This window comes from Isoptericola sp. NPDC056618, from assembly GCF_042792715.1.
Taxonomy (GTDB): domain Bacteria; phylum Actinomycetota; class Actinomycetes; order Actinomycetales; family Cellulomonadaceae; genus Isoptericola; species Isoptericola nanjingensis.
The window spans coordinates 110,326-133,795 of record NZ_JBHTVZ010000002.1; the positions used below are offsets into that span (position 1 = coordinate 110,326).

A 23,470-nucleotide genomic window follows, 5' to 3' on the forward strand; every position below is an offset into this window, starting at 1 on the left:
CCTGGTCCGCCCTCAGAATACTCAGCATGCTGAGTAATCGGGCGCGGGGCAATCGGGGTCGAGGTCTGCTGCGGGGCCTCGTCATTCTGGCAGCGATCGGGGTGTGGCTCGCGATCGGCGCGTTCGGGGGGCAGGCCCAGGGCAGCCTGAGCAGCGTCCAGACCAACGACGACGCGGCCTTCCTGCCCGCGAGCGCCGAGTCCACGCAGGCCGCAGCGCTGGCCGAGGAGTTCACCGACTCCGAGACGCTGCCCGCCCTGGTCGTGGCCGAGACGTCGGACGGGTCCGACCTGACGAAGGAGCAGCTCGCCGACGTCCGGGCGTTCGCGGACTCGATCGCCGACGCCCCGCTCGGCGGGACGTCGGGCGACGAGCCGCGCACGGTGGGGGAGCTGAGCATCGCCGACCCCGTCGTGGTGCCGTCCGAGGACGGGCAGGCCGCGCTCGTCGTCGTCTCGCTCGACGCCGCCCAGGCCTCCGAGGACCTCGGCGCCGACGAGACGAGCGGCTCGGAGCTCGCCGTCGGGGCCCTCCGGACGCTCGTCGCCGCGGACGCCTCCGACGGCGGCCTCGCCGGGACCGGTCTCGACGCCTGGGTGACCGGACCCGCGGGCTTCGTCGCGGACCTCGTGAGCGCCTTCGGCGCGATCGACACCGTGCTGCTGCTCGTGGCGCTCGGCGCCGTCCTGGTGATCCTCGCGCTCGTCTACCGCTCGCCGTTCCTGCCGTTCGTCGTGATCCTCACGGCGGTCCTGGCCCTGTGCCTCGCGGGGCTGGCGGTCTACCACCTCGCCGCGAACGACGTGCTGACGCTGAACGGCCAGTCGCAGGGCATCCTGTCGATCCTGGTCGTGGGCGCCTCGGTCGACTACGCCCTGCTCCTGGTGGCCCGGTACCGCGAGGAGCTGCGGGCCACCAGCTCCCCCTACACCGCGATGCGCCGCGCCGTCCGCGCCTCGATCGAGCCGATCGCGGCCAGCGCGGGCACGGTGATCGTCGGGCTGCTGTGCCTTCTGCTGTCAGACCTGTCGTCGAACCGCAGCCTCGGGCCGGTCGCCGCCATCGGGATCGTCGCCGCGTTCCTGTCCGCGACGACCCTCCTGCCCGCGATGCTGCTCGTGGGCGGGCGGCGCGCCCGGTGGGTGTTCTGGCCCCGCGTGCCGCACGCGCTCGGCCGCCACTCCGACGCGCCCGACGCCCCGGAACCGGCCGCCCCGGAGTCGCTCGACCCGGAGTCGCTCGACCCGGCGACGGGCGCCGTGGCGGTCGCCAGGTCGAACGGTGACACGGCCGCTGACACGACCGCCGACACGGTGGGTGACGCTGCCGACGACACGCACGTGGAGGTCGCCGGGCACGGCGTGTGGTCGCGCGTCGCCGGCTTCGTGGGGCGGCACGACCGCGTCGTGTGGGTCGTCACCGCCGTGGTCCTCGCGGCCGGGGCGGCCTTCGTCCCGACGCTCGACGCCAACGGCACGGGCGACTCGGAGGTGTTCCTCACGCAGGTCGACTCCGTGGACGGCGAGGAGGCGCTCACCCGCCACTTCGAGGGCGTGTCCGCGCAGCCCGCGATCGTCATCGCCCCCGAGGCGGACGCCGACGCCGTCGTGGAGGCGGCCGAGGGCTCCGCCGGGATCACGGCGGCGACCGTCGTCACCGACCAGCCGGCCACCGCGCCGGGGATGCCGGCCCAGGGCGACCCGCTGGTCGTCGACGGGCAGGTGCGCGTCGACGTCACCACGGAGGCGCCGTCCGACAGCCAGGCGGCCGTCGAGGCGGTGGCCGACCTGCGCACGGCGGTGCACGAGGTCAGCCCGGACGCGCTGGTGGGCGGCGCGGCCGCGGAGCGGCTGGACACGCAGCTCGCCGGCCAGCACGACCTGCGCGTGATCGTGCCCGTGGTGCTCGCCGTGATCCTCCTGATCCTCGTGCTGCTGCTCCGGTCGGTCCTCGCCGCGGTGCTGCTCATGGCCGCGAACGTGCTGTCGTTCGGGTTCGCCCTCGGCGTCTCGGCCGTGGTGTTCAACCATGTGCTCGACTTCCCGGGCGCGGACCCGGCGGTGCCGCTGTACGCGTTCTGCTTCCTCGTGGCGCTGGGGGTCGACTACTCGATCTTCCTCATGACGCGCGTGCGCGAGGAGAGCCTGCGGGTGGGCACGCGACGGGGGGTGCTGCGCGGGCTGGCCGTCACCGGCTCGGTCATCACGTCGGCCGGCGTGGTGCTCGCCGCGACGTTCGCGGCCCTGGGCGTCATCCCGCTGCTGTTCCTCGCCCAGCTCGCCGTCATCGTCGCGTTCGGCGTGCTCGTGGACACGCTCGTCGTGCGCAGCCTGCTCGTCCCGGCGCTCGTGCACGACGTCGGCGACCGGGTCTGGTGGCCGTCGCGCCTGGGCCGCGGCACGCGCGCGCCCGAGCGCGCCGTCACGCTGTCGAGTCGATGAGCTCCAGCAGGGCGCGGGCGGCGTCGCGGATGTCGTCGTGGTCGTACTGCCCGGCCCTGCTCTCCAGCGAGACCACGGCGCACCGGTGGACCTTCGACAGGTCGCCGTAGGGGAACGACACCGCCTGCTTCGTCTCCGGGTTCTCGTCGTCGTCCACGCCCAGGTGCCAGTGCCGGAACTCGGTCCAGCCCTCACGGTCGACGAAGCGGTTCTCGGCGTCCGTGCTCGGGGCGTGCTCGCTCCAGTCGTCGCGCTCGTCGCGCACCACCCGACCCTCGCGCACCAGGGCCCGGGCCTGGTCCAGGCCCGGCTGGTTCAGTCGTGTCGCCATCGTCGTGGCTCCCTCCGGCTCGTCCGTGGGTCGCGCGCCGACCCACCTCCGGTCTACGGGAGGATCCGGATGGTCACCACCCGCCGGCGGCATGGCTCGCCGGGGCGGTGCCGGGGCGCCGGGCGCGCCGTCGGGCACGATGGACGCCATGGTCACGGACGAGGCGGCAGAGGCGGGCGCGACCGACGGCGGGACGGCGGCACCGCCGCCACGCCTGGCGATCGTCGGGTACGGGGGAGCGGGCCGGGAGATCCACGCCCGCCTCGCGGCGGAGGCCGGGCTGCCGGTGACGGCGGTCGTGACGCGCGACCCCGGCCGGCGCAACCAGGCCGCGGGGGACTGGCCGGGGGCCCGGCTGCTGTCGGACCTCGACGAGCTGATCGCCGCCCGCCGCGCCTACGACCTCGTCGTGGTCGCGAGCCCCACGACCCTGCACGCCGAGCAGGCCGCCGCCCTCGCCCGCGCGGAGATCCCGTTCGTGCTCGACAAGCCGATCGGCCTGGACGCGCACCAGGCGCGCGCCGTCGTCGAGGAGGCGGCCGCCACCGGCACGCCGTTCACGGTCTTCCAGAACCGGCGCTGGGACCCCGAGCAGCTCACCCTGGCGAGCCTGATCGACGCCGGGGAGCTCGGCGACGTGCACACGTTCGAGCGTCGCTGGGAACGCTGGCGGCCGGTCCCGCGGCAGCGGTGGAAGGAGAACGACCCGGTCGGCGGCGGGCTGCTGCTCGACCTCGGCCCGCACCTGGTGGACTCGGCGACGCAGCTGTTCGGCCCCGTCCGGTCCGTCTGGGCGCAGACCCGCCGGCTCACCACGCCCACCGAGGACGACGTCTTCCTCGTCCTGGAGCACGAGGCCGGCGGCGGCCGCGCGGCGAGCCCGCACGCCGTCGTGTCCCGGCTCTGGGCGGGGTCCGTCGTGGGGGCCCCCGGCCCCCGGACCCGCGTGCTCGGGTCGGCGGGCGCCTACCTGGTGACGACCTTCGAGCAGGACGCCTCTCCGCTCGAGGTGCTGGACGACGACGCGCCCGAGGGCGCGGTGGGCTGGCTCACGCGCGGCCGCGACCGGCGCGCGGTGCCCGCGGCACCGGGCGGCCACGCCGACTTCTACCGGGCGCTGGGGCCGTGGCTGCACGGGGACGAGGCCCCGCCCGTCGACCCGGCCGACGCCGTGCGCACCGCCGAGGTGCTGGACGCCGCCCGGGTGTCCGCGCGCGAGGGGCGTCGTCTCACCCTCTGACGTGGCCTGTGGATGACGGCGACGCCGGGCGGCCGCGAAAGTGTTCGATGGCTCCGTGGCCACCCAGACGCTGCCGATCCCGACCGACGCCGGCGCCCGCGACGCCCTCGTGGAGCGGGTGCGTGCGCTCGCGGCGCTCCGGCACCCCTGCGTGGAGCCCGTGGTGGCCGTCGACGTGCGCGACGACGGGACCCTGGCCGTGCGGCGCGGCGGCGCCGCGACCGACCTGCCCACCGTGCTCGCCGTCCGCGGCCGCCTGACGTCGCGGGAGGCGGCGGGCGTCCTCGTCGCCGTGGCGCGCGGGCTCGCCGCGCTGCACAGCGCCGGGCTGCGGCAGGGGAGCGTGGGCGCGCACGACGTGGTGCTCGACCCCGGAGGCGGAGCGCTCCTGCGCCCGCGGGCCGACGCGGGCGACGTCTGCGGTGCCGGTGCGGTCGCGAGCGACGCCGCCGAGGCGGAGGCGGCGGACGTGCACGCCCTCGCGACGCTCGTCGCGGACCTGCTCGGCGACCGCAGCGACGACGACGCGGCCGGGCTGCGCGCCGTGCTGGCCCCGGCGGCGGCACCCGACGCGCGGGTGCGTCCGGAGGCGGGCACCCTCGCGGCCCAGGCGGACGCGGCCGTTGCCGCCGAGCCGGTGCGGCTCCCGGAGCCCGCGGCGCTGGCGGCGGCAGCGCTGGGCCGGCGGTCCGCGGTGCCGGCGGCGGAGGAGGCGCCCGCCCGCGCGTCCCGGAGGCGGGCGGTCCGGCGCGCCGACGGGAGCAGGGCCGGCCGCCCGGCGAGCAGGTCCGCACGGCGCGCGACCGCCCCGCGCCGTGCCGGGACCGCGCGACGCGTGCTCGGCCTGGCCGGCGCGGCGGCCGCGGTGGCGGTGCTGACGGCGGTCGCGGTCCAGGTCGGGGCGCCCGACGACGGAGCGGACAGGACGGCCGCGACCGGCGTCGCGTCGGTCGGCGTGTCGCCGGCGGCCTCGCCGCTGCCGGTCGGCGACGACATCCCGGAGACCGACCGCAGCGCGACACAGGGTGACGCGGTGCAAGCCGATCCCACGCGGGACCGGGCCGACCCCGGCGCCGCGGCCGCGGAGCTCACCCGCCGGCGGGTCGCGCTGATCGCGGACCCGGACGCGGACCCGGCGCGGTGGGGGACGGTGGACGTGCCCGGGTCGCCGGCGCACGAGGCGGACGTCGCCCTGCTCGAGGACGCGCAGGCGCGCACCCGCGTGCGCGGCGCAGAGGCGCGGGTGGAGGACGCCCGTCCGGAGATGACCGACGAGGACGGATCGGGCGTGCCTCGGGACGGGGGCGCCGCGGACGTGGTGGTGCGCTACGCGGTGACCGCGCACGAGCAGGTGGCCGCCGACGGCACGGTCACCGCCGTCCCCGCGACGGACGTGCGCACCGCGACGTTGCGTCTCGCCTGGACGCCGGACGGCTGGCGGGTCGCCGAGGTCTCCTGAGCGACGACTCCCGTGGGACGACGAAGGGCGTCCCGGCCGCGGCCGGGACGCCCTTCGTCGATCAGGGACGGGGCGAGGTCAGAGACCGACCTCGGCCTCGAACGCGCCCTCCTCGATGCGTGCCTTGATGGCGGTGAGGAAGCGCGCGGCGTCCGCACCGTCGACCAGGCGGTGGTCGTAGGAGAGGAACAGGTACGCGAACTGGCGGATGGCGATGGTCTCCTCGCCGTCCGGACCCGTCACGACGGCCGGCTTCTTGGTGATCGTGCCGGTGCCGAGGATCGCGACCTGGCCACCCGGGACGATCGGCGTGTCGATGAGCGCGCCGCCCGAGCCGGTGTTCGTGATCGTGAACGTGGCGCCGGAGAGCTCGTCCGGGCCGACCTTGTTGGCGCGCGTGCGGGCGCCCAGGTCACCGATCTGGCGGGCGATGCCGGCCAGGTTCAGGTCGCCGGCGTTCTTGATGACCGGGACCACCAGGCCACGCTCGGTGTCGACGGCGATGCCGACGTTCTCCGCGGGGTGGTAGGTGATCTCGCCCTTGTCCTGGTCGATCGAGGCGTTGATCTTGGGGAACGCCTTGAGGGCCTCGACCGCGGCCAGCGTGTAGAACGGCAGGTAGGTGAGGTTCGCACCCTCGCGGGCCTTGAACGACTCCTTGGCCTTCGCGCGCAGCTTGGCGACCTTGGTGACGTCCACCTCGACCACGGTCGTGAGCTGGGCCTGCGTGTGCAGGGCCTCGACCATGCGCTCGGCGACGATCTTGCGCAGGCGGGACATCTTCTCGGTCGTACCGCGCAGCGGGGAGACCGGCAGCGTGGCAGGAGCCTTGGCGGCCGGGGCCGCGGCAGGCGCGGCGGCGGCCGGAGCCGGGGCGGCGGCCTTCTCGGCGGCGGCGAGCACGTCCTCCTTGCGGATGCGGCCGCCGACGCCCGTGCCCTGGAGGCTCGAGACGTCCACGCCCTTCTCCGCGGCGAGCTTGCGCACCAGCGGCGTGAGGTAGGAACCCTTGCCCGGGGCGGACGGCGCCGGCTTCTCGGCGGCGGGCTCCGGCTGGGCCGGCTCCTGCGGGGCCGGAGCAGGCTTCTCCTCGGCGGCAGGCTTCTCCTCGGCCGGCTTCTCGGGCGCGGGGGCGGGCTCCTCGGGCTTCGAGGGCGCACCGACGGGCTCGGGGGCCTTGGCCGGGGTGGGCTCGGCGGGCTTCTCGGCAGCGGGGGCCGCGCCGGAGCCGACGACCGCCAGCACGGCGCCGACCTCGACCGTCTCGTCCTCGTCCACCAGGAGCTTCTGCACCGTCCCGGCCACGGGGGACGGGATCTCGGTGTCGACCTTGTCGGTCGAGACCTCGAGCAGGGGCTCGTCGACCTCGACCGAGTCGCCGACGGCCTTGAGCCAGCGGGTCACGGTGCCCTCGGTGACGGACTCGCCCAGGGCGGGCAGCGTCACCTCGGTGCCCTCGCCGCCACCGGCGGCGGGCGCCTCGGCAGCAGGGGCCTCGGCGGCGGGCGCGGCGGCCTCGGGGGCCGGGGCGGGCTCGGCATGGGCGGCGGGCTGCTCGGGCTCCGCGGGCGCCTCGGGCTCGGCGGCGGGGGCCTCGGCGGCCGGGGCCGCGTCGCCACCACCGGCACCGGAGCCGTCGCCGACGACGGCGAGGGTGGCGCCGACCTCGACGGTCTCGTCCTCCTCGACGAGGATCTGCTCGAGCACGCCGGCGACCGGCGAGGGGATCTCCGTGTCGACCTTGTCGGTCGAGACCTCCAGCAGGGGCTCGTCGACGGCGACGGTGTCGCCGACGGCCTTGAGCCATCGGGTGACGGTGCCCTCGGTGACGGACTCGCCGAGTGCAGGGAGCTGCACGTTCTCAGACATGACCTGTGGAGTCTCCTTCGATCAGTGGGTCAGGCGACGAGCCGAGGCGAGCCGGTTTGCCGGCCCGCGACATCTGGGGTTGCCGCGTTCTGGTCACTGCCTGCCATCTTGTCACCTCCGCGGGGGTCGCCCCAATCGTTCGGGGGTCCGGGTTGGTGTGACGCTGGGTACACCTGACCGCCGCATGACCTCCAGGACACCTCCGGGCGGCCTCCCGACCACGAGGCCCACGACGGCGGTAGTCTCGCGCCATGTCGCTCAGGACCTCGCTGGGACGCCTGCTGGGCAGGTCGTCGTCGCCGGCCCCCGGCGCACCGTCGTCGTCGGGATCGCGGGGCGAGACGATCGCGTACCTGCAGGAGTTCGTGCGCACCCGGGTGGGGGTGGAGGCGTACGTGGAGCCGCCGAACGTGCAGACGCCCACCACCGTCCTCCTCGTGGCCACCACGGGCGAGTGGACGCGACGTCGCGTCCCGGACGAGCGCACGGGGTTCGAGGTGGCGCGGTCGCTGGGCGTCCCGGTCTACAACGTGCGCTTCACCGGGTACCCGCAGCGCATGCGGGACTGGACGTCGGCGCAGCGGCGCAAGGCCTGAGCCGCGGCGCGTGGGTGACGGAGGGGACCCGGGAGACATGGACGGCGGGGGCGGTGAGCGCTGGTCGGCGGTGGCGGCCGGGTGGGCCGAGCTGTGGGGCTCGTTCGCGGCACCGGTCTGGCCGTCGCTGCTGACCGCCGCGCAGGTCGGGAGGGGGACGCGGGTCCTCGACGTCGGGTGCGGCACGGGCGAGCTGATCGGGCACCTGGTGCGCGCCGGCGTCGTCGCCGCAGGTGTCGACCCCGCCCCGGCGATGGCGCGGACGGCCGGCGAGCGGAACCCCGGTGCGACGGTCCGGGACGGCGACGTCGAGCACCTGCCGTTCGAGGACGGCACCTTCGACGCGGTCCTCGCGGTCAACGCGCTCCAGTTCGCCGACGACGTCGACGACGCCCTGGCCGAGGTCGCCCGCGTGCTGGTCCCGGGCGGCCGGGTGGGGATCGCGAGCTGGGCCGAGGGCGCGCGCAACGATCTCGACGTCGTGGAGCGTGCCGTCGCGGAGGCCTACGAGGAGGACGTGCCGCCCGACGGCCCGCTGCGCGCCGCGGGCGGGCTGGAGTCCGCCCTCGTCGGCGCGGGGTTCGACGTCGTGGGGTCGGGGATCGCCGACGTGCCGTGGAGCGCGCCCGACGACGACCGCCTGGTGCGCGGCGTCCTGCTCGGCGAGGACGAGGGCACGACGGCCGAGCTCGCGCCGGTCGTCGTGGCCGCGGCGTCCCCGTTCCGGGTCCCCGGCGGCGGGTACCGCCTCGCGAACGCGTTCCGCTGGGCGGTGGCCGTCGCCCCCTGATGCGCGGACGACGACGGCGCCCGGCCCACCCCGTGGGGGCGGCCGGGCGCCGTCGTGCGTCGGGCCGGGGGGCGCGTCAGGCGCCGGCGCGACCCTCGAGGAAGGCGAGCATCGTGCGCACGCCGACGCCCGTGCCGCCGGCGGGGGTGTACCCGAACGACGAGCCCTCGTTGTACGACGGGCCGGCGATGTCGAGGTGCGCCCACGGGGTGTCGCCGACGAACTCGGCGAGGAAGTGCGCGGCGAAGAGCATGCCGCCCCAGCGGCTGGGGGCGGAGTTGACCATGTCCGCGACGGTCGACTTCAGGCCCGCCTTGAGCTCCGCCGGCATCGGCATCGGCCAGAAGGCCTCGCCCGCGACGTCGGCGGCGGCCTTGACCTCGTCGCGCACCGCGTCGGTACCCATGACGCCGGAGGTGCGGTTGCCGAGCGCGACCATCTGCGCGCCGGTGAGGGTCGCGATGTCCAGGACGACGTCGTGCCCGTCCTCGACGGCGGCGACCAGGCCGTCCGCCATGACGAGGCGGCCCTCGGCGTCGGTGTTCGTGACCTCGACGGTCTTGCCGCCGCGGATCGTGATGACGTCGGCGGGACGCTGGGCGTTGCCGCCGGGCATGTTCTCCGCGAGGCAGAGGTAGCCGGTGACAGCGACCGGCAGGCCGAGGCGCGCGGCCGCCAGGACCGTGTGCAGCACGGCGGCGGCACCGGCCATGTCGGACTTCATCGTCGGCATGCTGGCCGGCGGCTTGAGCGAGATGCCGCCGGTGTCGAACGTGATGCCCTTGCCGACGATGGCGACCTTCTCGGTGGCCTTGGCCGGCGTGTACGAGAGCTTGACGAGGCGCGGCCCGCGCGACGAGCCCTGGCCGACGCCCACGAGCCCGCCGTACCCGCCCGCGGCGAGCTGCTTGTCGTCGAGCACCGTGATCCTGAGGCCCTTGACGCCCTTGGCCGCGGCCTTGGCGGCGTCGGCGAAGGCGGCCGGGAACAGCTCGTTGGGGGCGTCGTTGACCAGGTCGCGGGTGCCGTGCACCGCCGCGGCGAGCACCTCGGCGCGCGCGACCGCGGCCTTGGCCCGGCCCGAGCGCGCGAACGTCGTCACGACCTGGATGCTGCCGACGGCGCCCTTGGTGTCCTTGCCCGTGCGGTAGCGCGTGTAGGAGTACGCGCCGAGCAGCGCCCCCTCGACGACGGCCCCGAGCTCGTCCTCGTCCACCGCGGGCAGCGCGAGGGCGGCCGTGTCGGTCCCGGCGAGCTCGCGGGTGGCGGCGCCGGCGGCGGACCGCAGCACCTCGTGCGGGAACGTGCCGTCGGCCGCGCGCTCGCCGAGCCCGGCGAGGACGACGACGCCGGCGGACACGCCGTCGCCGGCGGGCACGCGCCGCACCTCGTCGCGGGCGCCGGTGACGCCGAGACGGGGCGCGAGGGTCTCGATCTGGCGCACGAACGCCTCGGGGAGCTGGTCCGCGACGACGGCGACGCCGTCCGAGGTGGAGCAGGTGCCGACGACGAGGGCGTCGACCTTGAGAGAGCTGGGATTCTTGCCGGTGAGGGTGAGGTCTGCCACGCGCCGATGCTATCGCCGTCCCGCGGCCGCCGTCGGGCGCCCGACGGCCGGTAGTCTGCGGGGCGTGGTCCTTCCCCTGCTCATCGTCGTCCTCCTGGCGTGCGCCGCGCTCGCCGGGTGGGCGTTGTGGTTCGTCGTCCAGGACCGCGCCGTGATCCTCAAGCAGCTGATCGGCGCCGCCGTGGTCGAGGCGCTCGTCGTCGTGCAGGCGGTGGTGGCCGGCGTGCTCATGGTCACCCGTGACCACCCGGTCGACGGTCCGCTGTTCTGGGGGTACGTCGCCACGGCCCTCGTCGTGCTGCCGGTGGCCGCCGTCTGGGCGTTCGCGGAGCGCACCAAGTGGTCGTCGGTCGTCCTGGCGGTGGCCGCTCTCACCGTGGGCTTCCTCGACTGGCGCCTGTGGCAGATCTGGGGGGCGGCATGAGCGGCACCGCCCCCGCACCCGCCGCGGGCGCGCGCCGGACCGGCTCCGGTTTCGGCCGGCTGCTCGTCACCGTCTACGGCATCCTCGCCTTCGCCGCGATCGGCCGGTCGTCGTACGAGCTGGCCACCAAGTTCTCCGAGGCGCCCGTCGCCTACTCCCTGTCCACGCTGTCCGCCGTCGTGTACGTGCTGGCCACCGTCGCCCTCGCCAAGGGCGGGCCCCGTTGGCGCGTCGTCGCCTGGGTGACCGTCGGCTTCGAGGCCGTGGGCGTCCTCGCGGTCGGGGCGGCCTCGGCCGTCTCGCCCGACGTCTTCGGCGAGACGACCGTGTGGTCCGGCTTCGGCCAGGGCTACGGTTATGTGCCGCTCGTGCTGCCGTTCGTGGGGTTGTGGTGGCTGTGGCGCACCCGCCCGCGCGGTGCGAGCGGTGACGACGGCGCAGCGGCGGCACCGACCGCGCCCGAGCCCACCGAGCCCGCAGCCCCCGACCCGGAGGTCCGATGAGCCCGTACACCCTGCTCTTCAACGGCGTCTTCCGCCGGATGGACCCCGAACGGGCGCACGAGCTCGCGTTCGGCGCCATCTCGCTCGCCGGGCGCGTCCCCGTCCTGCGGGACGTCGTCCAGGGCGCCCTTGCGCCGTACCTGGGCCGGGGCAGCGGCGGCCCGGGCAGCATCGAGGTGCTCGGCCGCACCGTGCCCGCTCCCTTCGGGCTGGCAGGCGGGTTCGACAAGAACGCCCGCGCGATCCGCGGCCTGACGATGCTCGGGTTCGGTTTCGTGGAGATCGGCACGGTCACCCCGCGCCCGCAGCCCGGCAACGAGGCGCCGCGCATGTGGCGCGAGCTCGACGTGCGGGGCATCCGCAACCGCATGGGCTTCAACAACGACGGCGCCCCGGCCGCCGCCGCGCAGCTCCGCGAGCTGCGCGCCACGCCCGCGGGCCGGGCCGTCGTGGTCGGCGCGAACATCGGCAAGAACAAGACGACGTCCGCGGAGGCCGCGGCCGACGACTACGCCGCCTGCGCCCGCGAGCTCGCCCCGTGGGCCGACTACCTCGTGGTGAACGTGTCGTCCCCGAACACCCCGGGCCTGCGCGACCTGCAGACCACCGCCGAGCTGCGCCCCATCCTCACCGCGGCCCGGGCCGCGGCCGACGAGGCCACCGCCGCCGCAGGCACCCGCCGGGTCCCGCTCCTGGTGAAGATCGCCCCCGACCTCGCGGACGCGGACGTCGACGCGGTGGCGGGCCTCGTCACGGAGCTCGGCCTGGACGGCGTCGTCGCCGTGAACACGACCATCGGGCACGACCGCGGCCCCGGCGGCCTGTCCGGCCCGCCGCTCCTGGAGCGCGGGCTGCAGGTCGTCGCCCGGCTGCGTGAGCGCCTCGGGCCCGACCCGGCGATCATCGGCGTCGGCGGGATCTCGAGCGCCGACGACGTCCGCGCGTACCTGCGCGCCGGCGCCGACCTGACCCAGGGGTACACGTCGTTCATCTACTCCGGCCCGTTCTGGCCGTCGCGGGTCAACCGCGCCCTGACGCGCACCCGCGGGTCCGTCGCGGCCGGCAGCATCGACCGCGGCAACGGCTCCACCGGGAGCGCCGCGTGATCCGGGCGCACTGGGAGTGGGCGCTGGACGACGCCGAGGGGCGCGTGCTGAGCGTCCCGAGCCCGGTCTTCACCACGCAGTACGACGCCGAGCAGTGGCTCGGCGAGCACTGGCGGGAGCTGGCCGCCGGGGGCGCGACCCTCGCCCGCCTGCTGCACGACGGGGCGCAGGCGACCCCCGGCGTGGTGCTGCCGTCGGTCTGACGGCACCGCCGCGGGGTCGCGGCCTCAGGCGCCCGGTGCCACCTGCGCCCAGGCTCGGGCGAGCCGTGGGACGGCCGTCGCGAGCTGGTCCGGCTCGCGGGTGAACGTCAGGCGCACGCGGTCGCGCGACGAGCCGTCCGGGGTGAACGCGGGCCCGGGCGTGACCAGGACGCCGTGGCGGACGGCGGAGGCCGCGAGCGCCTGCGCGAGCGGTCGGCCCAGGTCGGCCCAGAGGCAGAGCCCGCCCGCCGGCACGCTCACGCGCCAGTCCGGCAGGGCGTCGCGGACCAGGTCGACGAGCAGGTCGCGGCGCGCCCGCAGCTCGGCGACGCGGCCGGGCAGGATCGCGTCGGCACGGCGCAGCAGCTCCACGACGGCGAGCTGCTCGAGCACCGGCGTGGCGATGTCGGCCGACTCGCGCACGCGCGCCAGCCGGCGCACCACCTGGGGGTCGGCCCGCACCCAGCCGACGCGCACCCCGCCCCAGAACGACTTCGACGCGGAGCCGATCGTCACGACGTGCGGGGAGCTGCCGTCGCCCGCGAACGGCTCCGGCACCTGCGCGCCGGGGTCGAGGGCCAGGTCGGTCAGGGTCTCGTCGCCGACGACGGTCGTGCCGGTGCGGTGGGCGAGGTCGCGCACCGCCGCCCGCGCCTCGGTCGACATCGTCGTGCCGGTGGGGTTGTGGAAGTCCGGCACGAGGTAGACGAGCCGGGGCCGGGTGCGCCGCACCGCCGACGCGAGCGTCTCGACGTCGCCCACGGGGACCCCGACCACCCGTCCGCCGAGCCGTCGCGTCGGCTCCAGGGCGTGGAAGTACGTGGGCGACTCGACGACGGTGGTCTCGCCGCGCCCGACGAACGCGGCGGTGAGCACGGAGATCGCCTGCTGGGCGCCCGTGGTGACGAGGATCTGGTCCGGCGTGGTCGGCACGCCGCGTGCCGTGTAGCGGTCGGCGATCGCCGACCGCAGCGCCTCGACGCCGAGGTGGGCGTAGCCGCCGGTGGCCAGGTAGCCGGGCAGCACCTCGAGGGCCGCGGTGTAGGCGTCGTGCAGGGCGGAGGTGGCCGACGGGGTCGCCTGGGCCAGGTCGACGGGGGCCTCGGGCGGTGCGTCGCCGCGCGGGTCCGTGGGGGCGTCGCCCGCCGCGACCGGCACGCTCCCGCGCGGCGCGCCGGCGCCGCGGGGGAGCGTCGTGACGGTGCCGGAGCCGACCCGGCTCGCGAGGAAGCCGAGCTCGCGCAGGCGGGCGTAGGCACCGGACGTCGTGGTGCGCGAGACCCGCAGCGCCGTCGCCAGCTCACGCTCGCTGGGTACCCGGGTGAGCGGCGGCAGGCTGCCGGAGAGCACCGCGGCGCGCAGGGCGTCCGACAGTGCGAGGTAGGCCGGCCCTCCCGCGCGCCAGTCGCCCAGCAGGCGCGCGGTGGCGGCGGGGGAGAGCTGCCGGACGGCGGGCGGCGCGGACGGGGCGGAAGGTGGGGAGACGACGGTCACGGGGCCACTGTCGCCCCAATGGATATGGATTGCAAGGCCATTGTCACGGAGGGTGGGAGCATGAGCACGACTGTCCGCCCTGTCCGTCGTCCGCCCCGCCGACTCCCGCGCCGCCTGCCGAGCGGCCCTCTTCGTCGGCGGGCGGCGCGCAGCCCGCGAACCGGGACGCCCGGGGCCACCTCCGCCGCGCCGCCCGTGACCACGGGGACCACCGCACCCGACGCCGCCGTGCCCGCCGTGGCCCCGGCGATGCCCTGGGGGCCCGTCCGCCGCGGGACCCAGCTCGTCCTCGGGCTGCTGGGCTTCACGTGGTCGATGGCGATGATGCTGCACGCGGGCCAGGGCGGCATGCCGTGGGACGTGCTGCACCAGGGCCTGGTGCGCAGCACGGGCCTCGGGTTCGGCACGGTCGTCGCGCTGACGTCCGTGCTCGTGCTGCTCGCCTGGGTCCCGCTGCGGCAGCGTCCCGGCATCGGCACGGTGGCGAACGTGGCCGTCATCAGCCTGGCGATCGGGCCCTGCCTCGCGGCCAACGCGTGGCTCGTGCCCGACCCGGGCCCGGTCGCCCGCGTGGCGCTCGCCGTCGGCGGCATCGTGCTCAACGGCGTGACGACCGCCGCCTACATCGGGGTGCGGCTCGGCCCGGGCCCGCGCGACGGGCTCATGACCGGCCTCGTGCAGCGCACAGGCGGGTCGGTGCGGCTCGTGCGGACCGGCATCGAGGTCGTCGTCGTGCTGGCGGGCATCCTGCTCGGGGGGACGTTCGGCTGGGCCACGGTGGCCTTCGCGCTGGGCGTCGGCCCCGTGGTGCAGGCGACCGTGCGCTGGCGGTGGCTCGTGCCCGCGGGCCTCACCAGCGGCGCGCCCGCCGCCCGCGCCGCCGCCGCGACGAGACAGCGGCCCACCGACGCCGACGTCGCGCGGCGCGGGCGCGAGATCTCGCGCGCGCTCGACACCGTCGCCCGGGGGCACCGCGACCGCTGACCAGCACACCGTCCGGGACGCGATCGTCCGTGCCGTCGGCCGTCAGGGCGCGACGGATCCTCCGCCGGACGGCAGGGTGCGGCGGTAGAAGGTGGCGGAGGCGTCGTAGCCGAGGGTCTCGTAGAAGCCGCCCGCCCGCCGGCTCGCCAGGGAGACGTAGGCGGCGCCGCGGGCCGTCGCCCACCGCTCGGCGTGGGCCATGAGCGCGGCGCCGAGCCCGCGGCCACGGTGCGTCGGGTCGACCATGACCTCCTCGACCCAGCAGACCGGTCCGTTCGCGAGGAACGTCGGGTGGACGCTCGCCAGGAGGTAGCCGAGCGGCGCGTCGCTCGCCGGCCCGGTGACGACGGCGAGCAGGGTGTCGTCCCGAGCGAGGAGCGCCGGGAGCGTGTCGTCGAAGGCGTCCCGCCGGGGCCGGAAGCTCGTCGCGAAGTCGCGGGCGAGCGGCCACAGGGCCTCGGCGTCGGCGGCGCGGGCGGGTCGGACGGTCGGGGAGGGCACGACGGCACCGTAGCGTCGACGTAGCGGTGGGTCGTCGTCGCGTCTCGGGACGAGGACCCACCGCTACGTCGGTCCCCTCCGGGACCGCGGGCCGGTCAGGCCACGCGGGTCTGCGGTGCGTTCTCGGCGGTCTTGGCCGGGTCGCGGACGACGACGTCGCCCAGGACGTCGTCGATCGTCGCCAGGAGCTCGGCCGGGATCGTCACCCCGGAGGCCTTGACGTTCTCCGCGACCTGCTCGGGCCGGGACGCGCCGACGAGGGCCGCCGCGACGTTGTCGTTCTGCAGCACCCACGCGACGGCGAGCTGCGCCATCGAGAGGCCCAGCTCGTCGGCGACCGGGCGCAGGCCCTGCACGCGGGTGAGGACGTCGTCGTCGAGGAACCGGCGGATGCTCGACGCGCCGCCCTTCTCGTCGGTCGCGCGCGACCCGGCGGGCAGGGGCTGGCCGGGCACGTACTTGCCGGACAGCACGCCCTGCGCCATCGGCGACCAGACGATCTGCGACAGCCCGCACTCCTGCGAGGCGGGCACGACCTCGTCCTCGATGACCCGCCACAGCATGGAGTACTGCGGCTGGGAGGAGATGAGCTGGAACCCCAGCTCCTTCGCCAGGGCCGCGCCGGCGCGGATCTGGTCCGCCGTCCACTCGGAGACGCCGATGTACAGGGCCTTGCCCTGGCGCACGATGTCGGCGAACGCCTGCATCGTCTCCTCGAGCGGCGTCTCGGTGTCGTAGCGGTGCGCCTGGTAGAGGTCGACGTAGTCGGTGCCGAGGCGCTTCAGCGAGCCGTTGATCGACTCCATGACGTGCTTGCGCGACAGGCCCGTGTCGTTGGGGCCGCCGGGGCCCGTCGGCCAGTACACCTTGGTGAAGATCTCGAGCGACTCGCGCCGCTCGCCCGCGAGCGCGTCACCGAGCACCTGCTCGGCCTTCGTGTTCGCGTAGACGTCCGCGGTGTCGAACGTCGTGATGCCCGCGTCGAGCGCGGCGCGCACGCACTGCGTGGCGACGTCGTTCTCCACCTGGGAGCCGTGGGTGAGCCAGTTGCCGTACGTGATCTCGGAGATCTTCAGACCGCTGTTGCCGAGGTACCGGTAGTTGACCATGCGCCCACCCTAGGCGCGGCGCGGGGTCACTCCGGCCAGACGCCGTGCTTCTTCGACGACGGCTTGGGCAGGCGCGAGCGGCGGATCTGGAACGCGCGCATGACGGCGTACATCATCGTGCCCTTCGGCACCTCGCCGAACTTCGCCCGCAGCCGCTTCCGCAGTCCTCGCCACAGCAGGAACGCGTCGGCGATGGTGAGCAGCACGATCGCGTACAGGAGCATCAGCACGAGCGCCGCCATCGTCGCGTTCTGCATGAAGATGAAGTTCAGGACGATGAACGCGAACGCGACGGGAAGGAAGAACTCCCCGAGGTTCCAGCGGGCGTCCACGTAGTCGCGCACGTAGCGCTTGAGCGGGCCCTTGTCGCGAGGCGGCAGGTGGCGCTCGTCGCCGGTCTGCATCGCGCGGTACTCGAGGTTGCGCTGCTCGCGTGCCTTCTCCCGCGCCGCCTTCGTCGCCGCCTTGCGGTCGTCGGGCACCAGGGGGCGCTTGTTCGCGGCCTGGGACACGCTGCGCTTGGGCGTCGGGCGGCCCTTGCCGCCGGGCGTGCCGGCCTTCTCGATCTCGGCGGCCGCGTCGACGGGGTCGGTGGAGCCGGGGGACGACGGCGTCGCGTCGGGCTTGTTGCGGGAGAACACGCTCCCAGAGTAGTCGAGCGCGCAGGTAGCGTGAGCCGCGTGACAGACACCCCCGGCAACGCCCAGCACCTCGACGCCGCCACCACCCTGCGCGCGCACGTCGAGCGGCAGTTCCCCGCCCTCCAGGCCGACCTCGAGCGCCTCGTGCGCATCCCGAGCGTCTCGGCCGCGGCCTTCGACCAGGCGCACGTCGCGGCGAGCGCCGACGCCGTCGCCGCGCTGCTGCGCGACGCGGGGCTGCCCGACGTGCGGATCCTGCGCTCGGCCCGCCCCGACGGGACGCCCGGGGCGCCCGCCGTCGTCGCGCGCCGTCCCGCACCCGAGGGCGCCCCGACCGTGCTGCTGTACGCGCACCACGACGTCCAGCCGCCCGGCGACGCCGCCGGGTGGGCGACCGACCCGTTCGAGCCGGTCCAGGTGGGCGAACGGCTGTACGGCCGCGGCGCCGCGGACGACAAGGCGGGGCTGGTCGCGCACGTCGGCGCGCTGCGCGCCCTGGCCGCCCTCGCGGAGGAGGGCGGCGGCGACCTGCCCGTCGGGATCACCGTGTTCGTCGAGGGCGAGGAGGAGTCGGGGTCCCCGAGCTTCCGCCAGTTCCTCGCCGACCATCGCGAGCTGCTCGCGGCGGACGTCATCGTGGTCGCCGACTCCACGAACTGGAAGGTGGGCGTGCCCGCGCTCACCACCTCGCTGCGCGGCCTGGTCGACGGCGTCGTCGAGGTCGAGGTGCTGGGCCACGCGGTGCACTCGGGCATGTTCGGCGGTCCCGTGCTCGACGCGAACACCCTGCTGGCCCGGCTGATCGCCACGCTGCACGACGACGCCGGCAACGTCGCGGTGGCGGGCCTGGTCAGCGCCCCCGAGCCGGAGGTCGACTACGACGAGGCGGCGTTCCGCGCCGACTCCTCGCTGCTCGACGGCGTCTCGCTCGCGGGCGAGGGCACGATCGCCGGGCGGCTGTGGGCCAAGCCGGCGCTGTCCGTCATCGGCATCGACGCCACGAGCGTCGCGCACGCGTCGAACACGATCGCGCCCCGCGCGGCCGCGAAGCTGTCCCTCCGCATCCCGCCGGGACAGGAGCCGCAGGCGGCGGAGGACGCGCTGCGGACCCACCTCGAGGCGCACGTGCCCCTCGGGGCGCGCGTCACCTGGCGGCCGGGCGAGCAGGGCCGCGCCTTCCACGCCGCCGACGACTCCGCGGCGATGCGCGCGGCGCGCTCGGCGTTCGCGACGGCCTGGGGCACGGACCCGGTGGACGTCGGCGTCGGCGGATCGATCCCGTTCATCGCCGACCTGCTCGAGTTCTTCCCCGCCGCGGCCGTGCTCGTCACCGGTGTCGAGGACCCGGACTCCCGCGCGCACGGCGCCGACGAGTCGGTGCACCTGGGCGAGCTGCGCAAGGTCGTGCTGGCCGAGGCGCTCCTCCTGCGCCACGTCGCCGAGCTCGACGGCTGAGAACGGGGGCGGCGCGATGACCCAGGGCTCCCGGGACGGCTTCGAGGACGCGGTCGCCTCGGCGATCATGGTGCCGCTGCTGCCCTGCGGGGGTGACGAGGCGGACCTCGACGAGCTGGTCGCGTTCTGGACGACGCTCGGCCTCGAGGTCACCTACCGGCAGCGCCGGCCCAACCCGATCGTGGCTCTCGGCCGGGGCGGCCTCCAGCTGCAGTACTACGGGATGCCGGGCTGGGACCCGGAGCAGAGCCACTCGACGTGCGTCGTGGCTGTCCCCGACACCGAGCCGGTCTACGAGGCTTTCGCCGCCGGTCTGCGCACGTTGTTCGGCCGGGTGCCCTTGTCGGGGGCGCCCCGGGTGACCCGGCCGAGGAAGAGGGCGAACAACGGGGGCCTCAGCGGGTTCAGCCTGATCGACCCGGCCGGCAACTGGGTGCGGGTCACCCGGCTGCCCGACGCGCCGGTCGTCGCGGGCGAGGGCGGCACGACCTCCTGGACGACGGGTGGTGGCGGGCCCCTGGCGCGGGCCCTCGAGAACGCCGTCGTCGTCGGCGACTCGCACGGCGACGTCGCCCAGGCCCGCAAGCTCCTGGGCGGCGCCGTCCGCCGCTCCCGTGCCGAGGGCGGCACGCCCGCGGCAGAGCTCGCGCCGGCGCTCGCCTACCTCGCGGAGCTCGCGGTACGCGCCGGAGACCCCGCCGCGGCGGGCGAGCTCGTCGCCGAGCTCGACGCGCTCGCCGGCGCCCATGGGGCGGGGGACGCGGCCGTCAGGTCCGCGGCGGACGAGGCGCACGCCCTCGTGACCGACGCGGCCGGCTGACGCGCCGCAGCCTCAGCTCACCCCGGCCGCCGCGCGGAGGACGTCGAGAGCGACCGGGACGTCGGCATCGACGCCCGTGCTCAGGGCCGCCTCGAGCCGCCCGGCAGCCTCGGAGAGCCCCACGTCGCCGAACGTCGCGGCCGAGCCCGCCATCGTGTGGCAGAGCCGTACGGCCTCCTCGCGGGCCACGGGGTCGTCCCGGGTCTCGGCTGTCGCGAGGAGCTCGGTGAGCCGCCGTGCCCGTCCCCGGTTGCGTTCGCGCGCGCGCCGCCCGAGGGCGGCGATCGCGTCGTCGAGACCCGCGTCGTCGAGCCCCCCGCCGTCGGGGCCCGGTCCGTTCTCGCCGTCCGACCCGGTCCTCGGTCGGCCCTGCGGCGTGCCGGGCGAGGCGGTCACGCGTCCCAACCCAGCACGTCAGCGAGGTCGGAGGGCAGCTTCAGCGGGTCGAAGGGCTTCGTCAGCACGCCGGTCGCACCCAGGCCGTCGAGCCGCGAGATGTCCTGGCTACCGACCTTCGCGGTGAGGAACACCACCGGTACCTCGCGCAGCTCGGGGACGGCACGCAGCCGGCCGAGGACGGTCGGCCCGTCGTGCACGGGCATCATGACGTCCAGGAGGATCACGTCCGGGCGCACGCGCCGCGCCACGTCCAGGCCTTCCGTGCCGTCGCCGGCCGTGTGCACCTCGTGCCCCCCGACGGCGGACAGCGCGACGGCTGCCACCTCCCTGATCGACGGATCGTCGTCGATGACCACCACGCGTCGGCCCCCCGTCGCCACGTGCTGCGCCTCCTGTCAGTGCCCTTCTCCGAGTCCGCACGACGGTACCCCCCGACACGCGAGGACGCCTTTCGTCGCTCCGGGCGTCGGCATCGGGGGCGGAGCGCGCGAACCTCTCCTACCCTCGGGCCCATGGGGGACGCGCGACAGGCGACGGCGCGGGCGCACGCGAGGTTCGTGCGCTGGTGCTGGGTCGCGGCGGTGCTGGTGCTGGCCCTGGTGGTGCTCCTGGCGGGCCCCCTGGACCAGGCCGCGCAGGCTGCGATCTCTCGCGGCGCCATCGCAGCGGCCGGCGTGGTCGCGGCGCTGAGCTGCGGCTGGCGCGCGGCGCGCTCGACGGGGCGTCGACGCCGCGCGTGGGGACTGCTGTCCCTGGGCGGCGCGGTCGGCCTCCTCGGCAACGTGTACGCGGGTCTGGTGGGCGACCCGGAGACCGGCGACACCGCCTACATCGCAGCGCTTCTGCTCGGCGTGGTGGGGATGGCGCTGTTCCCGACCGTGCGACCGCGCGGTCACGAGCTGGTGCGCATGCTGCTCGACAGCGTGGTCGTCGGAGGCTCGGTCCTGTACATCGCGGTCTTCAGCGTCGCCCTGGGGGGTACCGGCGGCTTCGAGGCCGAGCCGGTGCTCACCGCGTACGCGCTGCCGGTCGTGGACGCGCTCCTGGCGACCCTCGCCGTCCTCGTGCTCACCCGTTCCCCGGCCGCCGAGCGCGTGCCGCTCGGCCTCGTCGGCATCGGGTTCGTGCTGTACGCGGTCGCCGACGTGGCGTTCGCGCTCCTCACAGTCGAGGGTGGCTTCAGCTTCGGCAGCCCGGTCGACGTCGGGTGGGTGGGCGGCTACCTCGCCATCGCCGTCGCGGCGCGCCACCCCGCAGCATCCGGTAGCCCCATCACGGGGCATCGGACGGACGGGTCGCCCGTGCTGGGCACCGTCGTCACGTTCGGGCTGTTCCTCGCTGCAGCGCTCGCGCGGGTGTGGCAGTCGGGGGCGAACGACGGCGTCTCGGGGGTCGCGAACACGCTGTGGGTGGCCGTCCTCGTCGCCGTCGCGGTACGGCAGATCCTCGTCGTCGTCGACAACGAGTCGCTGCGCGGCGGGCTGGAACGGCGGGTGGAGGAACGCACGGCACAGCTGCGGGCGCTGGCGAGCGAGCGAGAGCGCACGCTCGAGTCCGTCGCCGACGGCATCTACGGCGTCGACTCCGCCGGACGTGTCACCTTCGTCAACGCCGCCGGCGCCAGGACGCTGGGCACGGCGGCGGCCGACCTCGTGGGACGCGACGCGCACGAGTCGTTCCACGCGCCTGCCGAGGACGGCACCCCGTACCCGGCCGAAGGCTGCTACATCGCCGAGGCTCTGCGAGAAGGCCTGACCGCCACGGCCGAGCAGGACGTCTACCGGCGCCCGGACGGCAAGGACGTCCCCGTCGAGGTCGCTGCGAGCCCGCTGCGCACCGACGGCGTGGTGACCGGTGCAGTCGTGGTGTTCCGCGACATCTCCGAGCGGCGCGAGGTGGAGCGCATCAAGGACGAGTTCGTCTCCGTCGTGAGCCACGAGCTGCGCACGCCGCTCACCTCGATCCGCGGCGCGCTGGGGCTGCTCGACAGCGGGGTGCTCGACCGGGCTTCCGACCAGGCCGCCCGCATGGTGCACATCGCCCTCACGAGCAGCGAGCGCCTGGGCCGCCTCGTGGACGACATCCTCGACGTCGAGCGGATGGACGCGGGGACCGCGCAGCTGGTGCTCGCCGAGCAGCGGCTCGACGGGCTCGTCGCGGCCGCGACGGAGCAGGTGTCGATCCAGGCCGACGACGCCGGCGTGGTGCTGTCGTCAGACGGCACGACGGAGCTTGTGCTGGTGGACGGCGAACGCATCGTGCAGACGTTGACGAACCTGCTGAGCAACGCCGTGAAGTTCTCGCCGCGGGGGAGCACCGTCCGGGTGTCCGTCCGGACCGTGGGGGACCTGGTCGAGGTGCGGGTCGACGACGAGGGCCGCGGGATCCCGCCGGACAAGCTCGAGACCGTCTTCCGGCGCTTCGAGCAGGTGGACGCCTCGGACGCTCGCGAGCGGGGCGGCACGGGACTGGGTCTCGCCATCGCCCGGAGCATCGTCGAGCGGCACGGTGGGCGGATGTGGGCGCTCAGCGAGGGGGACGGCCGCGGGTCCAGCTTCCGGATGACCCTGCCGCGCGCGGTCGTTCCCGGCCCGGCGGACCACGACGCACCGGCGGGCGCGACGCCCGCCCCGCCGGCGACCGCCCCCGTCCGCTCGGTGAAGGACTCCGACCCGGGCTCCGACCCCGTACCCGCGTCGGAGGCCGCCCGCGTCGCCACGGACGTCCGTGTCGTCGTCGTCGACGACGACCCGTACGTGGTCGACGTGCTGCGCGCCGTCCTCGAGGCACGCGGGTACGCCGTCGTGGGTGTGACCGACGGCCGCGCGGCGCTCGAGGCCGTCGAAGCGGAGCATCCCGCTGCGATCGTGCTGGACCTGGCGATGCCCGGGACCGGAGGCGCCGAGGTGCTCCGACGGCTGCGGCACTCGGCGGCGACCGCCGAGCTCCCGGTCGTCGTCGTGTCGGGCACGGCGGCGTCGGACGCCCGGGAGACCGCGGCGCTCGCGGACGGCTGGCTCGTCAAGCCCGTGGACCCCGCCCGGCTCGCGGCGACGGTCCGCGACGTCATCCGGCTGCGCCCGCACCACGAGAACGTCCTCGTCGTCGAGGACGACGACGACCTCCGCGCCGTCCTGACGACCGTCCTGGAGGGCGCGGGACTGGTGGTGACGGCGGCGCGGGGCCTCGCCGAGGCGCGCGCCGCCCTCGCGGACGGGCCGGAGCCTCACCTGGTGCTGCTGGACCTGCGCCTGCCCGACGGCACGGGCCACGACCTGGTGGCGGACCTGCGGCGCCGCGGCCGCCTGCACCGGACCCCCCTCGTCGTCTACTCGGGTGCCGACGTCGGCCCTGTCGAGCGGGAGGACCTCCGTCTGGGCAGTACCGTCTTCCTCACCAAGGGCCGGGAGGCGCCGGACGCGGTGCTGCGCCCTGTCCTGGACCTGCTGGACGCCGCCGCGGGCCGGACCGCCGACTCCTCCGCCCACCACCAGACCGGACCTACCCCGAGGACCCCATGAGCGACTTGACCATTCGC

22 protein-coding genes are annotated in these 23,470 nt (G+C 75.6%); 13 read left to right on the forward strand and 9 right to left on the reverse strand.

Annotated elements, in window-relative coordinates; all coding sequences use genetic code 11:
- Window positions 1-26: 26 nt before the first annotated feature.
- Entirely contained in the window at window positions 27-2,441 is a 2,415-nt protein-coding gene (locus ACFQ8T_RS03555; RefSeq protein WP_430545188.1) for an MMPL family transporter, read from the forward strand.
- On the opposite strand, the gene ACFQ8T_RS03560 is transcribed toward ACFQ8T_RS03555, so the two are convergent.
- Window positions 2,422-2,772 (reverse strand): hypothetical protein, encoded by a 351-nt coding sequence (locus ACFQ8T_RS03560; RefSeq protein WP_430545189.1) that lies wholly within the window; start codon window positions 2,770-2,772, stop codon window positions 2,422-2,424. The genes ACFQ8T_RS03555 and ACFQ8T_RS03560 overlap by 20 nt on opposite strands.
- Before the next feature lie 148 nt (window positions 2,773-2,920).
- Between ACFQ8T_RS03560 and ACFQ8T_RS03565 the strand changes: the two genes are divergently transcribed.
- Window positions 2,921-4,012, forward strand: coding sequence for a Gfo/Idh/MocA family protein (locus ACFQ8T_RS03565; RefSeq protein WP_430545190.1), 1,092 nt, complete (start codon window positions 2,921-2,923; stop codon window positions 4,010-4,012).
- A gap of 55 nt (window positions 4,013-4,067) precedes the next feature.
- Window positions 4,068-5,471 carry a hypothetical protein gene (locus ACFQ8T_RS03570; protein WP_430545191.1) on the forward strand — a complete coding sequence of 468 codons (1,404 nt, stop codon included), beginning with the start codon at window positions 4,068-4,070 and terminating at the stop codon, window positions 5,469-5,471.
- A gap of 78 nt (window positions 5,472-5,549) precedes the next feature.
- Here ACFQ8T_RS03570 and sucB read toward each other — a convergent pair whose 3' ends face one another.
- Complete coding sequence (sucB, locus tag ACFQ8T_RS03575) at window positions 5,550-7,340, reverse strand: 2-oxoglutarate dehydrogenase, E2 component, dihydrolipoamide succinyltransferase (RefSeq protein ID WP_430545192.1); 1,791 nt, start codon at window positions 7,338-7,340, stop codon at window positions 5,550-5,552.
- A 251-nt stretch (window positions 7,341-7,591) separates the two neighbouring features.
- Between sucB and ACFQ8T_RS03580 the strand changes: the two genes are divergently transcribed.
- Window positions 7,592-7,936 carry an oxidoreductase gene (locus tag ACFQ8T_RS03580; protein WP_430545193.1) on the forward strand — a complete coding sequence of 115 codons (345 nt, stop codon included), beginning with the start codon at window positions 7,592-7,594 and terminating at the stop codon, window positions 7,934-7,936.
- A gap of 10 nt (window positions 7,937-7,946) precedes the next feature.
- On the forward strand, window positions 7,947-8,726 hold the full coding sequence (locus ACFQ8T_RS03585) for a class I SAM-dependent methyltransferase (RefSeq protein WP_430545194.1): 780 nt from the start codon (window positions 7,947-7,949) through the stop codon (window positions 8,724-8,726).
- Window positions 8,727-8,802: 76 nt separating this feature from the next.
- Here ACFQ8T_RS03585 and ACFQ8T_RS03590 read toward each other — a convergent pair whose 3' ends face one another.
- On the reverse strand, window positions 8,803-10,293 hold the full coding sequence (locus tag ACFQ8T_RS03590) for a leucyl aminopeptidase (protein ID WP_430545195.1): 1,491 nt from the start codon (window positions 10,291-10,293) through the stop codon (window positions 8,803-8,805).
- 64 nt (window positions 10,294-10,357) lie between these two features.
- Here ACFQ8T_RS03590 and ACFQ8T_RS03595 point away from each other — a divergent pair, with 64 nt between their 5' ends.
- Genes ACFQ8T_RS03595 through ACFQ8T_RS03610 form a run of 4 tightly spaced genes read left to right on the forward strand, consistent with a single transcriptional unit; the run spans window position 10,358 to window position 12,529 of the window.
- Complete coding sequence (locus ACFQ8T_RS03595; RefSeq protein WP_430545196.1) at window positions 10,358-10,717, forward strand: hypothetical protein; 360 nt, start codon at window positions 10,358-10,360, stop codon at window positions 10,715-10,717.
- Window positions 10,714-11,220, forward strand: a complete 507-nt coding sequence (locus ACFQ8T_RS03600) for a hypothetical protein (RefSeq protein ID WP_430545197.1) — start codon at window positions 10,714-10,716, stop codon at window positions 11,218-11,220. Before ACFQ8T_RS03595 ends, ACFQ8T_RS03600 begins: the two co-directional genes overlap by 4 nt.
- On the forward strand, window positions 11,217-12,326 hold the full coding sequence (locus ACFQ8T_RS03605; RefSeq protein WP_430545198.1) for a quinone-dependent dihydroorotate dehydrogenase: 1,110 nt from the start codon (window positions 11,217-11,219) through the stop codon (window positions 12,324-12,326). Before ACFQ8T_RS03600 ends, ACFQ8T_RS03605 begins: the two co-directional genes overlap by 4 nt.
- Window positions 12,323-12,529: a hypothetical protein gene (locus tag ACFQ8T_RS03610; RefSeq protein WP_429764261.1), complete on the forward strand. Its 207-nt coding sequence runs from the start codon at window positions 12,323-12,325 to the stop codon at window positions 12,527-12,529. Before ACFQ8T_RS03605 ends, ACFQ8T_RS03610 begins: the two co-directional genes overlap by 4 nt.
- A 24-nt stretch (window positions 12,530-12,553) precedes the next feature.
- Here the strand turns inward: ACFQ8T_RS03610 and ACFQ8T_RS03615 are convergent, their stop codons facing one another.
- Window positions 12,554-14,023 carry a PLP-dependent aminotransferase family protein gene (locus ACFQ8T_RS03615; protein WP_430545199.1) on the reverse strand — a complete coding sequence of 490 codons (1,470 nt, stop codon included), beginning with the start codon at window positions 14,021-14,023 and terminating at the stop codon, window positions 12,554-12,556.
- A gap of 195 nt (window positions 14,024-14,218) precedes the next feature.
- On the opposite strand from ACFQ8T_RS03615, the gene ACFQ8T_RS03620 reads away from it, so the two are divergent.
- Entirely contained in the window at window positions 14,219-15,007 is a 789-nt protein-coding gene (locus tag ACFQ8T_RS03620) for a YitT family protein (protein ID WP_430545200.1), read from the forward strand.
- Window positions 15,008-15,049: 42 nt separating this feature from the next.
- Here ACFQ8T_RS03620 and ACFQ8T_RS03625 read toward each other — a convergent pair whose 3' ends face one another.
- The 3 genes from ACFQ8T_RS03625 to ACFQ8T_RS03635 all read right to left on the reverse strand — a co-directional run bounded on the left by ACFQ8T_RS03625 (window position 15,050) and on the right by ACFQ8T_RS03635 (window position 17,258).
- Window positions 15,050-15,508 (reverse strand): GNAT family N-acetyltransferase, encoded by a 459-nt coding sequence (locus tag ACFQ8T_RS03625; protein ID WP_430545201.1) that lies wholly within the window; start codon window positions 15,506-15,508, stop codon window positions 15,050-15,052.
- 95 nt (window positions 15,509-15,603) lie between these two features.
- Window positions 15,604-16,617, reverse strand: coding sequence for an aldo/keto reductase family protein (locus ACFQ8T_RS03630; protein WP_430545202.1), 1,014 nt, complete (start codon window positions 16,615-16,617; stop codon window positions 15,604-15,606).
- A 26-nt stretch (window positions 16,618-16,643) separates the two neighbouring features.
- Window positions 16,644-17,258, reverse strand: coding sequence for a DUF3043 domain-containing protein (locus ACFQ8T_RS03635; protein ID WP_430545203.1), 615 nt, complete (start codon window positions 17,256-17,258; stop codon window positions 16,644-16,646).
- A gap of 30 nt (window positions 17,259-17,288) precedes the next feature.
- Here ACFQ8T_RS03635 and ACFQ8T_RS03640 point away from each other — a divergent pair, with 30 nt between their 5' ends.
- Window positions 17,289-18,713 carry a dipeptidase gene (locus ACFQ8T_RS03640; protein ID WP_430545204.1) on the forward strand — a complete coding sequence of 475 codons (1,425 nt, stop codon included), beginning with the start codon at window positions 17,289-17,291 and terminating at the stop codon, window positions 18,711-18,713.
- Window positions 18,714-18,729: 16 nt separating this feature from the next.
- Window positions 18,730-19,533 carry a hypothetical protein gene (locus ACFQ8T_RS03645; RefSeq protein ID WP_430545205.1) on the forward strand — a complete coding sequence of 268 codons (804 nt, stop codon included), beginning with the start codon at window positions 18,730-18,732 and terminating at the stop codon, window positions 19,531-19,533.
- A gap of 12 nt (window positions 19,534-19,545) precedes the next feature.
- On the opposite strand, the gene ACFQ8T_RS03650 is transcribed toward ACFQ8T_RS03645, so the two are convergent.
- On the reverse strand, window positions 19,546-19,929 hold the full coding sequence (locus ACFQ8T_RS03650; RefSeq protein ID WP_430545206.1) for an Hpt domain-containing protein: 384 nt from the start codon (window positions 19,927-19,929) through the stop codon (window positions 19,546-19,548).
- Window positions 19,926-20,312, reverse strand: coding sequence for a response regulator (locus ACFQ8T_RS03655; RefSeq protein ID WP_430545207.1), 387 nt, complete (start codon window positions 20,310-20,312; stop codon window positions 19,926-19,928). The genes ACFQ8T_RS03650 and ACFQ8T_RS03655 overlap by 4 nt, the downstream gene beginning before the upstream one ends.
- Before the next feature lie 132 nt (window positions 20,313-20,444).
- On the opposite strand from ACFQ8T_RS03655, the gene ACFQ8T_RS03660 reads away from it, so the two are divergent.
- Window positions 20,445-23,453 carry a response regulator gene (locus ACFQ8T_RS03660; RefSeq protein ID WP_430545208.1) on the forward strand — a complete coding sequence of 1,003 codons (3,009 nt, stop codon included), beginning with the start codon at window positions 20,445-20,447 and terminating at the stop codon, window positions 23,451-23,453.
- Window positions 23,454-23,470: the final 17 nt, after the last annotated feature.

Bases quoted from the DNA above. Each gene is read 5' to 3' on its own strand.
- ACFQ8T_RS03605 (WP_430545198.1), top strand. From the start codon at position 11,217: ATGAGCCCGTACACCCTGCTCTTCAACGGCGTCTTCCGCCGGATGGAC.
- ACFQ8T_RS03580 (WP_430545193.1), top strand. From the start codon at position 7,592: ATGTCGCTCAGGACCTCGCTGGGACGCCTGCTGGGCAGGTCGTCGTCG.
- ACFQ8T_RS03645 (WP_430545205.1), top strand. From the start codon at position 18,730: ATGACCCAGGGCTCCCGGGACGGCTTCGAGGACGCGGTCGCCTCGGCG.
- sucB (WP_430545192.1), bottom strand. From the start codon at position 7,340: ATGTCTGAGAACGTGCAGCTCCCTGCACTCGGCGAGTCCGTCACCGAG.
- ACFQ8T_RS03600 (WP_430545197.1), top strand. From the start codon at position 10,714: ATGAGCGGCACCGCCCCCGCACCCGCCGCGGGCGCGCGCCGGACCGGC.
- ACFQ8T_RS03560 (WP_430545189.1), bottom strand. From the start codon at position 2,772: ATGGCGACACGACTGAACCAGCCGGGCCTGGACCAGGCCCGGGCCCTG.
- ACFQ8T_RS03630 (WP_430545202.1), bottom strand. From the start codon at position 16,617: ATGGTCAACTACCGGTACCTCGGCAACAGCGGTCTGAAGATCTCCGAG.
- ACFQ8T_RS03660 (WP_430545208.1), top strand. From the start codon at position 20,445: ATGGGGGACGCGCGACAGGCGACGGCGCGGGCGCACGCGAGGTTCGTG.
- ACFQ8T_RS03555 (WP_430545188.1), top strand. From the start codon at position 27: ATGCTGAGTAATCGGGCGCGGGGCAATCGGGGTCGAGGTCTGCTGCGG.
- ACFQ8T_RS03565 (WP_430545190.1), top strand. From the start codon at position 2,921: ATGGTCACGGACGAGGCGGCAGAGGCGGGCGCGACCGACGGCGGGACG.